The sequence below is a fragment of the Flectobacillus sp. genome (assembly GCF_049240685.1).
Taxonomy (GTDB): domain Bacteria; phylum Bacteroidota; class Bacteroidia; order Cytophagales; family Spirosomataceae; genus Flectobacillus.
The window spans coordinates 20,676-35,691 of record NZ_JBMLSD010000459.1; the positions used below are offsets into that span (position 1 = coordinate 20,676).

A 15,016-nucleotide genomic window follows, 5' to 3' on the forward strand; every position below is an offset into this window, starting at 1 on the left:
GCCCTTGGGGTTCTAAATGTAAAATATTGCTATCAATGCTGATTATAAGGGGATATTTCCGTGCTTTTTGCGTGGAAGGTTCGCTACTTTATTTTCCAACATCTTGAAAGAACGAATCAATTTTTGACGAGTATCCGATGGTAAAATCACTTCGTCGATATAGCCACGATGTGCAGCACGATAAGGGTTTGCAAATTTTTCTGTGTATTCGTCTACTTTTTCTTGTAGTTTTTCTTCTGGATTTTCGGCCTCCGCAATTTCTTTTTTAAAGATAATTTCGGCAGCACCTTTAGCGCCCATTACGGCGATTTCGGCAGTTGGCCACGCAAAATTCATGTCGGCACCAATATGCTTTGAGTTCATTACATCATAAGCTCCTCCATAGGCTTTGCGGGTAATAACCGTAATACGGGGCACAGTAGCCTCACAAAAAGCATAAAGTAATTTTGCACCATGATTGATAATACCACCCCATTCTTGATTGGTACCTGGCATAAAACCTGGCACATCTTCGAGTACCAATAAAGGAATATTAAAACAATCACAAAAACGTACAAAACGGGCGGCCTTCATACTGGCCTGAATATCTAGTACTCCTGCCATTACTGCTGGTTGATTGGCAACAATCCCAATGCTACGGCCAGCAATTCTTGCAAAACCAACAACGATATTTTCAGCGTAGTTTTTGTGTACCTCAAAGAAAGAGTCGCTATCAACAATATGGTCGATAACTTCCTTCATATCATAAGGTTGATTAGGATTTTCAGGAATAATTTTATCTAATTCTTTCCTGATTTCATTGGCCGATTCGTAGGCTAGGGAAGGAGCGGTTTCTTCACAATTTTGAGGAATGTAAGAAAGCAAACGCTTGATATCGTTGATACAGCTTACTTCATTAGAGCAAGAAAAATGCGTCACTCCCGATTTTGTTGAATGAGTCGATGCGCCTCCTAGTTCTTCTGAAGTAACTACTTCGTGTGTAACTGTTTTGACCACGTTTGGCCCTGTCACAAACATATAAGAGGTATTTTCGACCATCATGATAAAGTCTGTGATAGCAGGCGAATACACTGCACCCCCAGCGCAAGGACCCATAATAGCCGAAATTTGAGGAATGACACCTGAAGCAAGCGTATTGCGGTAAAAAATGTCGGCATAGCCAGCCAAAGATGTTACACCTTCTTGAATACGAGCTCCGCCAGAGTCATTAAGTCCAATCAATGGTGCCCCATTTTTCATGGCTAAATCCATGATTTTGCATATTTTTTCGGCAAATGTTTCGGATAATGCGCCACCAAAAACAGTAAAATCTTGCGCAAATACATACACCAAACGTCCACTGACCGTACCATATCCTGTGACTACACCATCGCCTAGATAATACTCATTATCCAGACCAAAGTCCTTACAACGATGCATGACAAATTTGCCAATTTCCTCAAAAGAACCTTCATCTAGCAGGAGAGCAATGCGTTCACGTGCTGTTAGTTTGCCTTTTTTATGTTGAGCTTCGATTCGTTTTTCGCCACCTCCTAAAAGAGCCTCAGCGTTTTTTTGCTCTAAAATTTCAAATTTCTCTTGGTTTGTCTTTACCTTCATGGTATTCCTATGGTATTTGTTTTGTATTTGGGTCAAATATAAACGGCAGAAACTAGATAACGTGTAAAATTGGTATAGTTTATTTAAAATAGTATTTTTTGAAGTTTTATTTTTTAATTATTTTGAGAAAAGCAATAGGAGGGTATTCGTTATTGGTATATCCGTGTAATAAAACAGTACTAATAATCAGTAGAATACTCAACAAAATAGGACGTGGCTGTATAGTATTTGAAGCTTTTTTTTTACTCAAGTATCAAAGTAGAGTAAGATTTTAAAAACGCTGTATGAACTGATAAGTCCTTACTCAAAATTCAGACTCGTACTTACATATATCGAGAAATCCTATCTTTGTGTTTTGTAAGCGATAGAAAGAGGATTTTAAAGGTTGACTTCATCGTTTTGTCATAACAATAAAAAATAGCTTTGTTGTGTTTAGAGGGTATATGTTACAAATAATTTCGAAGATAACCTTAATCGTATCACTGTTAGGATTAAGGATAGCTGTTTTTGCCCAAAGTAATGACACTCAAGCCTACAGTTTTTTGAAAATACCTACAGCACCTACTGTTGCGGCTTTGGGTGGTATTCAGAATAACCTGAAGGATGTCAATGGCTTTTTTCAAAATCCTGCACTTGTGGATTCTTCTCAAAAAGGTAAGGTGGCACTCAATTTTATGCCTTATTTTCAGCAGGCCAAGCTACTTTCAGCTACGGGTAATTTTGCTGCTTTTGGACGAAACTGGGGAATAGGTGTACAGTATTTGGACTATGGTGACTTTACTACAACCGACCCACTGGGCAATCCACAAGGACAGTTTAAGGCCAACGATTTTGCGCTTAGTTTTGGTACCTCACAACAACAAGGCAATATTCGCTTTGGAGCAAGTCTTAAACTAGTGGGTTCTACCATCGAGCAGTATAACTCTACAGCATTATTGGCAGATTTTGGCGCCATTTTTATCCATCCCAATCAAGAACTTTCGTACTCTTTAGTTGTTAAAAATTTCGGTTTTGTGCTCAATGATTACTCTCCCACTAGCGATAGTCAAGTACCTTTAGATGTACAAATGGGGCTACACTTCAAGCCTATCAATATGCCAGCTAAATTTTCGTTGATGGCGCATCATCTTTATAAGTACGACATAGCCTTTACCAACCCAAATGTGGTAGTTACCGACCTGAATGGTAATGTTGTAAGCCAAAAAGCAGGAGTTGTAGACCAGCTAGCGAGGCATTTGGTGTTTGGGGTTGAATTGTTGGTTAGTAAAAATCTCCAAGCGCTTGTAGGCTATAACCATCTTCGAAATAGGGAATTAAGTTTGACAAGAGGTTCAAATTTTGGTGGCTTTTCGGTTGGTTTACGTTTCAAGACTAAATATCTTGAACTGTCCTATAGCTATTCTGGTTATCATGCTAGTGCGTCGGCCAATAGTTTCGGTTTAATTTTAGATTTAAAGAAAATACTAAAATGATATTTCTCTTTGGAAAATCTTGTGATTGCACCCAAAGAATTCAATAAATTTACTCCAAAAATACGTTAACTAATTTCCCTAACGAAAACCTTAGAATTACCCGAGTTTGTTTTAAACTTACTAAGGTAATTCCCTCACTTGAAAATATGAATATGACAAACTTAGATGTATTAACTCCAAAGCAGATTGTAGAAGAGCTCGACAAACATATTATTGGACAGCACGATGCAAAGAAGAATGTTGCGATTGCCTTGCGTAACCGTTGGAGAAGAATGAATACCCCTGCTGAAATTCAGAAAGAAATTACACCTAATAATATTTTGATGATTGGGTCAACGGGTGTTGGTAAAACCGAAATTGCTCGCCGTTTGGCCAAATTAGCTGATGCGCCTTTTACAAAAGTGGAGGCTTCCAAGTTTACCGAGGTTGGGTATGTGGGTCGTGATGTCGAATCGATGGTTCGTGATTTGGTCGAATCGTCGGTTCATTTGGTGCAGCTTGCCAAAAAAGAGGCCGTAAAAGATAAAGCAAACGAGGCCGTTGAAGAGATTATATTGGAAGCGCTTGTGCCAGCAATGCCCAAGCTCTCTAAAAAAGCCAAAGCTGAGGCAGCTGCCAATCCTGATGCTATGCCCGTTTCGGATGAAGAATTGAATCATAAAACGAGGGAGTTGTTCCGCGAAAAGTTACGTCGTGGAGAGTTGGAGCACCGTAAGATAGAAATTGATGTGAAAGCTTCTAATTCTCCAAACATTGGTGTGATGGGTGGCCCCATCGATGAAATGTCGATGATGAATATCCAAGAAATGATAGGAGGGATGATTCCTAAAAAACAGAAGAAAAGAAAACTTACGATTGCCGAAGCACGCAAAATTTTGATGGAGGAGGAATCTTCAAAATTAATAGACATGGACGAGGTAAAGGAGGAGGCCATTCGTAAGGCTGAAAACTTAGGGATTATTTTTATTGATGAAATAGATAAAATCGCTTCCAATCGTAGTGGTGGTGGCGGCCCCGATGTGAGTCGTGAGGGTGTTCAGCGTGATTTATTGCCCATTGTTGAGGGGTCTACGGTTAATACCAAATATGGCGTAATCAATACAGATCATGTCTTGTTTATCGCAGCAGGGGCTTTCCATGTATCCAAGCCTAGTGATTTGATTCCTGAGTTACAGGGTCGTTTCCCGATTCGTGTAGAGCTACAAAGCCTAAAAGAGGAGGACTTTTACAGAATATTGAAAGAGCCAAAAGGAGCCTTAACAAAACAATACGAAGCATTACTTTCTTCTGAAAATGTAGAATTATCTTTTAATGACGATGCCCTTCAAGAAATAGCAAGCATTGCCTACAATGTCAACTCGGAGGTCGAAAATATTGGTGCTCGTCGTTTACAAACCGTAATGTCGCATTTACTCAACGATTTGATGTTTGATATTCCTGACGTTATTACCCCTCATGCGAAGGTTGTGGTAACAAAAGAACTTGTCAAAGAACGTTTGGGTGGATTAGTAAAAAATCGTGACTTGAGCCAGTTTATTTTATAAATTGTCTAAGAATAATGAAAAGCTCTCTAGTAATAGAGGGCTTTTTTTTTGTAAATTGATAAATTTGCTAAAAGCTTCAGACTTTTTATTATCCCAATTATACCAATCATAAATCCTATGTTCAACTGTGTATTAACCAAAGGCTTAAAGGTTCTAATTTTAAGTCTTTTGAGCGTCAATTTACTGCTTGCTCAGAACAGCTCCCCTTTACCGCGAAGTACCCCCGAGGCCGAAGGTGTATCCTCCGAGGCTATTACAAGATTCATCGAAGCCGCCAACAGTAGCAAACATGAGTTTCATAGCTTCATGCTGTTGCGACATGGCAAAGTGATTTCTGAAGCTTGGTGGGCTCCCTATCGCGCCGATTTGAAGCATACCATGTATTCGGTTAGTAAAAGTTTTACGGCGACTGCCGTGGGGTTTGCAGTAAGTGAAAAAAAGCTTTCTGTAAATGACCCTGTGATTTCATTTTTCCCAGAAGAAACACCCGCTCAACCTTCTGAATTTTTAAAGCGATTAAAGGTTAAAGATTTGCTTTCGATGAGTGTAGGGCACAAAACTGACCCAACATTTGAGATTGCGAGCAAGAATGAAAATTGGATTAAAGCATTTTTGAATACTCAAATTGTCGACGAGCCAGGTACCAAGTTTTTATATAACTCGGCGGCAACTTACATGCTTTCGGCGATTGTTCAGAAAGTGACAGGTCAACAGATTTTAGCCTATTTAAAGCCACGTTTGTTCGAACCGCTGGGCATAGAGGGGATTGATTGGGAGATAGACCCACAAGGTATCAATGTGGGGGGGTGGGGTTTGCGCCTCAAAACAGAGGATATGGCTAAATTTGGGCAGTTATTCTTGCAAAAAGGGGTTTGGAATGGTAAACAGCTTTTGCCAAAAGCATGGGTGGAAGAGGCCTCTAGCATGAAAATTATGCAAGACCCATCGGCGCCTCAAGATAAAAAAGACGCCAGCGATTGGTTACAGGGATATTGCTACCAGATGTGGCGCTGTCGCAATAATGCCTTTAGAGGGGATGGTGCCAACGGTCAATTTATTATCGTCATGCCAGAACAAGATGCCGTTGTAATTATCACAGCGGAGGCACCCGACATGCAGGCTGAAATCAATTTGGTTTGGGAATACCTTTTACCAGCACTCAAAACACAAAAGGTTCCTGCCAATAAAGCTGCTTTCTCAAAGTTGAAAAATACAATTCAGAACCTCAGTTTGCCCATTCCACAGCAACAAACCAATTCCACGATTCAGGCGAGTATTCAGGGGAAAACCTTTGCGATTACTGCTGGTGATGTGAGTTTTAAAAACATCAAATTTGATTTTCAGAATGGCGTATGTGCCGTAAAATTAGGAACAGACACAGTAGCGCACGATTTAAAGTTTGGTTCAGGCAAATGGATTTTTGACCAAACTACCAAACGTGGTCCTTATTTGGTGGCTGGAGCAAAGGCCAATCGCACGGGCCTGCCAGCTTTTAAGATTGCAGGAAGCTATACTTGGCAGGATAATAATACCTTGATGCTTACTTTGCGCTATATCGAAAGTCCACATACCGAAACCATTGTTTGTAAATTTGATGGCGACAAAGTATCGGTTGATTTTCAGAATATTTTTAATATAAATACAAAAAGAACGCCCTTTAAAGGGATTCAAACGGTTTCTCGCTCTAATGCCCCCAAATTGATTATTCGTGGCGATGATATGGGATATTCGCATTCTGGCAACGATGCTTTGATTCAATCGTATCGTAATGGTATCGAAACTTCGATTGAGGTTATTGTGCCATCACCGTGGTTTCCTGAAGCTGTAAAATTGTTGAAGGATAATCCAAATATCGATGTCGGTTTACACTTTGCTATTACCAGTGAATGGGATAATCTAAAATGGCGCCCGCTAACCGATTGTCCAAGTCTCAAAAATGCCGATGGTTATTTTTATCCCATGCTTTTTCATAACAAAAATTACCCCAAACAAGCGGTAATGGACCAAGATTGGAAAGTAGAAGATATAGAAAAAGAGCTTCACGCTCAGATCAAAATGGCTTTGAAGTATATCCCGAGATTGAGTCATGTTTCAGGACACATGTTTAGTTTGGGGTTTGCACCTGAAGTAAAAGCAATGGCCAAGCGAGTTGCCAAGCAGTATAATTTACCCATGGTAGACACCGACGGTACTCAGGATTACAAAATAAACTATACTGGTTTCGATGCTAGAGGCTTGAATACCCAGCAAAAAGTAAAGGCATTTATCGACATGTTTGATACACTCGAAGATGGCAAAACCTATGTATTCGTAGAGCATCCTGGGCTCGATAATCATGAATTACGGGCTATTTCGCACATTGGTTATGAAGATGTAGCCGAGGGTCGTCAGGATGTAACTACCATGTTTTGCAGTGAGGAGGTTCGTGAGGCTATCGCGAAAAAAGGAATTCAACTGCTGAGCTATAAAGAGGTATTACAAAAATGATTATGGATTGAAGTTTTTGGTTTTAGGGAACAGGCAACAGGCAACAGGCACAAGGCAAGAGGAAAAGTGCAATAGGCAACAGGCAACAGGCAATAGGCAACAGGCAATAGGCAACAGGCAACAGGTAAGAGGAAAAGTGCAATAGGCAAAGCGTATTAAATTGTATGGTAGTAAAATAGATTTATTTTTGCCGACTGCTGACTTCCGACCGCCTACTGCCTACCGCCTTCAATACAAAACCTTTCTTAATTGAGCGGGTAAAATACCGAGTTGCTCTCGGTATTTTGCTACAGTACGCCTAGCGGTAGATATGCCTTTTTGTTTTAATAAAACTGTTATTTGTGAATCGCTCAAGGGTATTTTTGTGTTTTCTCGCTCAACAATCTCTCTGATTTCTTGTTGAATTGATTTATTTGAAACCCACATACCATCATCCTTCTGCGTAGCTTCAGAAAACAAATCTTTAAGATGGATAAGTCCAAATGGCGTTTGGGCGTATTTGCCACTTGTTACCCTCGAAACTGTGGCGATATCCATATCAATAATCGTTGCTACATCTTTTAGAATCATTGGTTTTAGAAGATGTAAATCGCCCGAGCAAAAATATTCTTTCTGAAGTTTTAGAATCGCCTTAATAGTCTTCTGCATTGTTTTTTCGCGTTGCTCAAGTGCCTCAATCAACCACTCTGCTTGGGAAATTTTCTGCTTTATAAAAGTTGATGAACTGGTGGATACTTCATTTTGAAGTTGTTTCACAACGGGTTGATTAATTTTAATTTTTGCTATAAAACTCGAATTTAAACTAGCCTCCATCTGATTCATTCCTTGATAAATAATATAGTCGGGCGTGGTGTAGACGTTACCTGAAAATGAAAGCGACTTATTGTGAAGTGGATGTACATTGAGAGACACGATCAACTTCTGAATAGACCCTAATTCATCCTCACTCAAAGCAAGCTCACGTTGTAATTTATCATATTGTTTATTGACAAAATCTTGAAAATAATTTGAGATTAGCATTTTTGATTTTTCGGCAAGTGAAGAAAAATCATTTTTAAGTTGGAAAAATAAATATGAGGCAAGGTTTTTGCTTGCTAAGCCTTGAGGCTCCAATTGTTGTACAACAGCGATTGCCTCTTTTACCTCTGATTCTTCGACAAAAGAATTTTGAGAAAAAGATATGTCGTCAGCCAAATCCTCGGGTTCGTAAGGCAAAAAGCCATATTCGTCTAATGAATGTAAAATATATCGACAAATTTCCGCTTGTTTGTCGGATAAATGAAGATGACTAATTTGTTCGAGTAAATCATCCAAAACCGAACCATCATTTTTTAGTTGGAGATATTCCAACGAATGCGCGCTACCCGATGTCGGATGCTGGTAAAAGGTTGAAGGTTCATCCTCAATTTCGTCCCAATCTTTATAATTGGGAAAGTCTGATGGAGAATTATCGTCGTAGGGAGCAAGCTCCTCCGAATCGGAGGTGTTTGAGTCATCTAATTCGAGCAGTGGGTTTTCGGCAATGGCTTCCTCTATTTTGGCTTCTAGTTCGAGTGTAGAGTATTGAAGAAAATTAAGCCACTGAATCTGTTTTGACGAAATTTTAAGCTGTTGTTTTGTATTTTGTGTTAGGTTTAGCATGTTTTCATAGGTTAAGTATTAGTGTGTAAAATAGTAATTCAAATAAAGCACTGTTTTTTGGATAAAAATAAAAAAATCTTAAAATTACGACGAATATCAGGTAGTTAGCAGTAAACGGTAAAAAAAGACTGATTTATTGATGAAAAATCTACGAAAGCCTGTAAGTTTGTATCAGTACTAATTTGTTATTATAGAGAATTCTCTACATTCTGTAGAAAACTTACCACATTACTGGATTCATGTATAACTCTCTCCGAAACGTTGTCATATTATTTGCGGGAAGTATCGTGCTGTTGGGTATGCTTTCTTTTTCGGCCTATCACGAGGTACGTGAATCTCTCGAATATGCAAAGTCGGTAGAACGAATGCATATCATACAACACGAGGCCGAACAACTGGGTGCTACCTTAAAAGAATTGGAAAATTCGCACAAAGGCTATGTATTAACCCAAGAAATGCAATATCTGAATTTGATTTTTGCCAGTAAAGAGCAAATCGGTCGATTACTTTTTTCTTTACAAAAAAAAGTTCAAGAAAATGATAGCCAATTGCAGCGTTTAGAGTCCTTTAAAAGAGGTTTTCGAAAACATATCACATTTTTAAACAACAGTATTCGTTCTGTTCGTATCAACCAGCAATATGATTGGGATGCCATTGCAAAAAGTCAGAATCAGGCTTCGTTGATGCTTAGAGATTTGAGTAGTTTTCAAAATTATCAAAGGCAACTTCTCTCTGTGCGTGGTATGCAGAAAGACCAAACGGACAATGAGATGAGCCGTAAAATGTTTTTATTTGCCCTTTTTACTGTGATTTTGCTATTGGTAAGTTTTGGTTTGATTTTTTCTGAACTACGAAAGAGGATTACTTTTCAGGACGAGCTGGAGAAGAAGATAGAAGAACTAAAACGTTCAAATTCTGAGCTAGAGCAGTTTGCTTACGTGGCATCGCATGATATGCAAGAACCCCTTCGCAAGATTAGAGCATTTAGTGATATGCTTCTGATTCGCCAAAGGGCGGTTTTGAATGAAGATGGTAAATCTACCTTACAAAAAATCGCTAAAAGTTCTGAACGTTTACAAAACTTGATTAATGATTTGTTGGCATTTTCGCGATTAGTAAATAAAAATACACAAAATGTAGAATCGGTGTCTTTAGATGCCCTTCTTGCCGAAGTGTTGAAAGATTTATCAATGTTAACAATCGAGAAAAATGCCATTATAGAGTATGATCATTTGCCTACTATTTCAGGGGTGAATTTTCAATTACATCAGCTTTTTTTGAATCTAATCAGCAATGCGCTTAAGTTTAGTAAAAATGGAATTGCCCCTCATATTACTATTCGCTATCGACTATTGTTGGGAAGTAAGGTTTTTAATATTCCAGAAGTAAAACCATTTTTAACCTACCATGAAATAGCCATTTCCGACAACGGAATTGGTTTCGAGCAAGAATATGCCGATAAAATCTTTATGATTTTTCAACGCTTACACGCCAAAAGCCAGTTTGAAGGTACAGGAATAGGTTTGGCAGTTTGCAAACGCGTCGTAACAAATCATAATGGATATATCAGAGCAGAATCTGTGGCTAATCATGGTGCTACGTTTACGATATATTTGCCAAATAACCGCAACGAAGAATGAAACAATTACCAATCTTAATCGCCGATGATGATGAAGATGATAGATTTTTGATTAAAGCAGCATTCGAGGAGTGCGGTTCTTCTATTCCATTGTCTTTTGTGCAGGATGGATTAGAGCTTATGCAATATTTGAATAACGAGAACGCTTTTTCGGATACAAATTTGTACAAACAGCCTTCTCTGATTTTATTGGACTTGAATATGCCCAAAAAAGACGGGAGAGAAATTATCCAAGAAATGCGTGCTAATAGCAATTTTAAGTCTATTCCAATAGTTGTATTGAGTACTTCAAATGCCCCAAGCGATATTCGTACTTGCTATGAGTTGGGCGCCAATAGCTTTATTACAAAACCTTCTTCGTTTGAAGGATTATTAGAAATAATTAAAAATTTACAGCAATTTTGGTTTGTAACGGCTTCGTTACCCCAATAAATACGAGTCATCACGAATTTAGCAATTTGCAATTCAATGATTCTTTTAAAATTTGTATTAAAACACGGGACACTGCTCGCCTTGTGCCTCAAAATGTGTCTTATCAAACATTGTCGCAGTAAAAAAGCGGTCGAAAATTCTTTTTTCGACCGCTTTTTTAATAAAATTGAAAGAATCATTCAAGTATCAATATTCGAGATGACTCATCTATGAAATCTTGAGTAAGGATAAGACAGTGCCGAAATACTATATTTATGCTTTATTGGTAACTTCTTGGATTTTAGCTTTTCCAGATTTAATAGTAGATAGCAAATCGTCGGTCAAATTGCCTGTACCGTCCTTAATTTTTTTTCTGAGATCTTTACCTTTTTCTGGTGCTAAAAGCATTCCAATCACTGCTCCAGCTGCTGCTGCTGCGAACAAACTTAATGCGATTTTTGTGTTTTTTGTCATGGTACAAAGGAATTAAATTGAGAAACTTTTTTGAACTGATAGCGCTAAGAAATTACTCTTGATAAAAAGTCTATCTTTAAAGTATTACACTTTCTATTTTAGAAACGTTGGCAATATCTCAAATGTTACGAATACTAACTTAAAATTGCCTTAAAATTTGAGTAAGCGGTTAAGCGTTTTGCTGGCATGATTTTTTCCTATTGTATTAAAAGGATTATTTGATTTATCTTCGTGTTTGAAGATTGTGTAGGAGAATAACTCAATATCAATAACAGATAAGTATAGGATTGATTTCATTGGCGATAGGCATTTGGCTGTATGCTAAATACAGGTTTTTCTTAAAATATAGAAACCATTTGCAGCTTAAAGCCCAAAGCCCAGTGCATAAAACTAATTTTGCGCTATTACTTGTTTAATATAACCTTATTGCTTTTGCATGTTGACAACCCCCAAAGTTTTACAGTCAGAAAACTCAGGTAATTTGAAGCCCTACGCGCTGATTGTGGATGATGAAGTAGATACTTGTTTACTCATCAAACTCTTTTTACATAAAAAGGGAATTGAAACCTTTCAGGCGCACTCATTAAGAGAGGGGCTTTCTAAATTGGAGAATTTGAGTCCAAAATGGGTTTTTTTGGATAATAATCTTCCAGATGGTCATGGCATTGATTCAATAAACGATATCAAGCAGATGTCGCCTCAAACACAAATTGTGATGATTACCGCTTTGGGAAAAATTAAGGAATTAGCCTTTAGTCTTGGGGTTGATAAATTTATTGAGAAACCCCTATCGTTTGCTTCGATTGAGTTCGCCATTAACTAGGACATAAGTATGAGTGATGAGTTTTGAGCGAAGAGTTGTCCTTTTATCCTTGCCTAAAATAGTCTGCCTTTCCTCTAATAAATTTTCAACATGATTCTATTAGACTATTGAGAGAGGTCTGTTTATTAAGAAAATTTAGGGAGATACCACCTCCCTCAGCTTCGTAGCAGCGATAGCTGGATAGTAGGATGTATTTTTTAACCTTGAAAAAGAGCGTCGAAACTAGTAGGGCAGAATTAGATTTACATTATGAATTCTAGGCAACAGGCACAAGGCAAAGTGTGTTAAATTGTTTTTCAGTAACAATAGTTAATTTTTTGCCGAATGCCTATTGCTAAAAGTCGTAAGCTCAAAAAAATAATTTTATAAAAAGTAAGGATTATAAAGCCAGTTAGGTCAAAATTATGCCACTTTTTTATCTATGAGCTAAAAGATTGATTCATAGTTTTTTAAGAAATTTTTTAAAGATTTTGAAAAAGTAAACTGTGTGTATATTTCTACAAAAAAGTAGAGAATTTTCTACAATCTATACGCAGGTTTTGCTAATTACTATTTGTAAACTATAAATAATGGTTTTGTCATGTATAAAATGTTGTTTAGCTAAAAAAAGCATTAGTTGGCTTTAATTATAGGTATCTATTCTACTATTGTATCACTTTTTATACTTGCTTATTTTCCCGTGCTTATATAGATAACAGTGCCAAGGCATAGATGCCATAAACGTACCCTGAGATTTCAGATGCTTGTTAAGAGATGGTAGATTCTAGGCCTAAAAATTTTTATGAAAGCCCAAACCTCAATAGTTAATTTTTATTTTAGCACATAACTACTTTTGAGTATTAAAGATAGCTGAGTATATAAGCAAAAAAGGCGTTCGAAAATAGCTTTTCGAGCGCCTTTTTAATGAATATTTGAATACTAATTAATCGCTAAAGAAATCTTGCAGAATAGGATATGGGCTGAAAGCTTAGACAAAAATAGACTTAAAGAACCCATTAACCACCGTTACAGAATGTCAAGAGCTGAATGGAATGCCTATTAATGCTTCTTCTCAAACTGGTCTCCACGTTTTCCGCCCCTGTCACCATGTTCACGAGCATCACCTTCGCCACCTCTCAATCGTTTCATTAACATTTGATTGAAAAGTTGCTCAGTTTTGTATAATTCAGAAACCTGACGAACATTCAATACTTTTAAAAATTTTGCCTGATATTCTTTTTCTAAATCTACTTCCTTTTGTTTGAGGTTTAAGATTTCTTTCAAATTTGCGGCGATTTTGTCGTCACTTGTAGTCAAACTACGGCTTTCGGCTGTTATTTGACGAACGCTTTTACGGATTTCAGTTCTTTTGGAATCGTAGTCATTAAAAATCGGCCAGAATGATTTTGCTTGTTCTTCTGTAAGATTCAAACGGTTTGTGATGAGTCCCAAACGAGCTGCCTTTATTTTTTCTTTACCACGTTGCTGAGGTTCATCTTGTGCGGATGCTGTAAAATTCACAGCAAACCCTATCATTGCGATTAAAACAAATAACTTTCTCATGTTTTAGTAAGTTTTAAATAATCTATTTGTTGCTTAGAGAAGAAGCTTCCAAGGTTATATATCTTCGGGTACATCTTGTATGTCGATACTCTGAATAATATCCTGAGATGACAATTTAAGCTCATCCAGCATTTCGGAACCTTCAACCGAGGTCGAAACATCAGCTTCTGCTTCGTCGATATGGTCAATATAATCTACTTGATGAATATTCTGATGTACCAAATAGCCTTCGATTTCTTCTATTTTAACACCTGAGAGAGATTCTTCTCCAATTGATTCTTGTCTTGGAATAAGCGTAAAATAACCCAAGGTAGCAACAAGGGTACATGCTGCTATACTTGCCCAAGTGCGGCGAGCAGACCACGACACCAAAGAGGTAGCGCTAGTTTTTGCAGAGGTACGAGCCTGAATGCGCATAGGCAGTTCCTCAAAGTACCCATCAGGAACCTGAAAAATATTTTCCTTTGGGAGTTTATCAAGATCAAATTTATTGGATGAATATTCCATGGTATTAAATTTAGTAAAGGATAAATATCGAGGCCTCAATATTGTTCTTACTAGTTTGGTTCTTTGACAGGCCAAATTTTGTAAGGTTTAATACAGGATAAAAAATGTTTGAAAATTAGGTTGGGAAAATACACGAAAGTTTACCATTTCTGATGAATCATCAATATTTTAAAGAACACGAAGTGCTAGTTGTCATGTTCCTCAAAATATAATTCAATCTTCTTCACCGCTAAATGATAAGAAGCCTTGAGCGCACCAACAGAAGTACCTGTAACCTCAGCAATATCTTCATATTTCATATCGTCGAAATATTTCATATTGAAAACCAAGCGTTGTTTGTCAGGAAGGGTAAGGAGGGCTTTCTGTAGTTTAAGTTGAATTTGCTCTCCCGATATCAAATCGGCAGATTCGATTTTATTGGAAAGTTCTTCGGTAATATCGTTGATTGGAAGAAAGAAACGACGTTTTTTCTTAGCAAGAAAGTTGAGACATTCATTGGTGGCAATCCGATACAGCCAAGTGTAGAGTTGTGATTCGCCCTTAAAGTTTTCGAGACCACGCCACGCTTTTATGAAGGTTTCTTGAGTAAGGTCATCGGCATCGTCATGGTCAATTACCATTTTGCGGATATGCCAATAAACTTTTTGTTGGTACTTACGAACCAACAAGTTGAAAGCATAATTTCGAGAGTCTGGGTGGTTAAATTTTTCAATTAACTCTTGATCATTCATATAATTCTCTACTTGTTTAGAAAGTCGCCACAGTTGAAGTTTACCAACTAACGAAAACTTTTTTAAAATCTTTCCTAAAGAAACTATCCATATTGGGCAAGCAACTAAGATAGTCTCTTTAAGAAAGATATAAAAGAGAATTACCT

The 15,016-nt window shown here is 37.6% G+C and carries 12 protein-coding genes; 6 read left to right on the forward strand and 6 right to left on the reverse strand.

Annotation, left to right across the window (positions count from 1 at the left end; all coding sequences use genetic code 11):
* Positions 1-42: 42 nt before the first annotated feature.
* On the reverse strand, positions 43-1,599 hold the full coding sequence (locus ACOVQ4_RS21120; protein ID WP_421822581.1) for an acyl-CoA carboxylase subunit beta: 1,557 nt from the start codon (positions 1,597-1,599) through the stop codon (positions 43-45).
* A 443-nt stretch (positions 1,600-2,042) separates the two neighbouring features.
* On the opposite strand from ACOVQ4_RS21120, the gene porQ reads away from it, so the two are divergent.
* From porQ to ACOVQ4_RS21135, 3 genes are all read left to right on the forward strand, one after another.
* Positions 2,043-3,071, forward strand: coding sequence for a type IX secretion system protein PorQ (gene porQ / locus ACOVQ4_RS21125; protein ID WP_421822582.1), 1,029 nt, complete (start codon positions 2,043-2,045; stop codon positions 3,069-3,071).
* A 152-nt stretch (positions 3,072-3,223) separates the two neighbouring features.
* Entirely contained in the window at positions 3,224-4,615 is a 1,392-nt protein-coding gene (gene hslU / locus ACOVQ4_RS21130; RefSeq protein ID WP_421822583.1) for an ATP-dependent protease ATPase subunit HslU, read from the forward strand.
* A gap of 117 nt (positions 4,616-4,732) precedes the next feature.
* Positions 4,733-7,102 carry a ChbG/HpnK family deacetylase gene (locus ACOVQ4_RS21135; protein ID WP_421822584.1) on the forward strand — a complete coding sequence of 790 codons (2,370 nt, stop codon included), beginning with the start codon at positions 4,733-4,735 and terminating at the stop codon, positions 7,100-7,102.
* Between the two features lie 228 nt (positions 7,103-7,330).
* Here ACOVQ4_RS21135 and rpoN read toward each other — a convergent pair whose 3' ends face one another.
* Positions 7,331-8,743 (reverse strand): RNA polymerase factor sigma-54, encoded by a 1,413-nt coding sequence (gene rpoN, locus ACOVQ4_RS21140; RefSeq protein ID WP_421822585.1) that lies wholly within the window; start codon positions 8,741-8,743, stop codon positions 7,331-7,333.
* Between the two features lie 239 nt (positions 8,744-8,982).
* Here rpoN and ACOVQ4_RS21145 point away from each other — a divergent pair, with 239 nt between their 5' ends.
* Positions 8,983-10,383 (forward strand): sensor histidine kinase, encoded by a 1,401-nt coding sequence (locus tag ACOVQ4_RS21145; RefSeq protein ID WP_421822586.1) that lies wholly within the window; start codon positions 8,983-8,985, stop codon positions 10,381-10,383.
* On the forward strand, positions 10,380-10,814 hold the full coding sequence (locus ACOVQ4_RS21150; RefSeq protein ID WP_421822587.1) for a response regulator: 435 nt from the start codon (positions 10,380-10,382) through the stop codon (positions 10,812-10,814). The genes ACOVQ4_RS21145 and ACOVQ4_RS21150 overlap by 4 nt, the downstream gene beginning before the upstream one ends.
* Before the next feature lie 252 nt (positions 10,815-11,066).
* Here ACOVQ4_RS21150 and ACOVQ4_RS21155 read toward each other — a convergent pair whose 3' ends face one another.
* On the reverse strand, positions 11,067-11,267 hold the full coding sequence (locus ACOVQ4_RS21155) for a YtxH domain-containing protein (RefSeq protein WP_421822588.1): 201 nt from the start codon (positions 11,265-11,267) through the stop codon (positions 11,067-11,069).
* 436 nt (positions 11,268-11,703) lie between these two features.
* On the opposite strand from ACOVQ4_RS21155, the gene ACOVQ4_RS21160 reads away from it, so the two are divergent.
* On the forward strand, positions 11,704-12,090 hold the full coding sequence (locus ACOVQ4_RS21160; protein WP_421822589.1) for a response regulator: 387 nt from the start codon (positions 11,704-11,706) through the stop codon (positions 12,088-12,090).
* A gap of 1,038 nt (positions 12,091-13,128) precedes the next feature.
* On the opposite strand, the gene ACOVQ4_RS21165 is transcribed toward ACOVQ4_RS21160, so the two are convergent.
* The 3 genes from ACOVQ4_RS21165 to ACOVQ4_RS21175 all read right to left on the reverse strand — a co-directional run bounded on the left by ACOVQ4_RS21165 (position 13,129) and on the right by ACOVQ4_RS21175 (position 14,870).
* Positions 13,129-13,632, reverse strand: coding sequence for a Spy/CpxP family protein refolding chaperone (locus tag ACOVQ4_RS21165; RefSeq protein WP_421822590.1), 504 nt, complete (start codon positions 13,630-13,632; stop codon positions 13,129-13,131).
* Positions 13,633-13,686: 54 nt separating this feature from the next.
* A complete protein-coding gene (locus ACOVQ4_RS21170) occupies positions 13,687-14,139 on the reverse strand; it encodes a hypothetical protein (protein ID WP_421822591.1) in 453 nt (150 codons plus the stop codon).
* 185 nt (positions 14,140-14,324) lie between these two features.
* Positions 14,325-14,870 (reverse strand): RNA polymerase sigma factor, encoded by a 546-nt coding sequence (locus ACOVQ4_RS21175; RefSeq protein ID WP_421822592.1) that lies wholly within the window; start codon positions 14,868-14,870, stop codon positions 14,325-14,327.
* Positions 14,871-15,016: the final 146 nt, after the last annotated feature.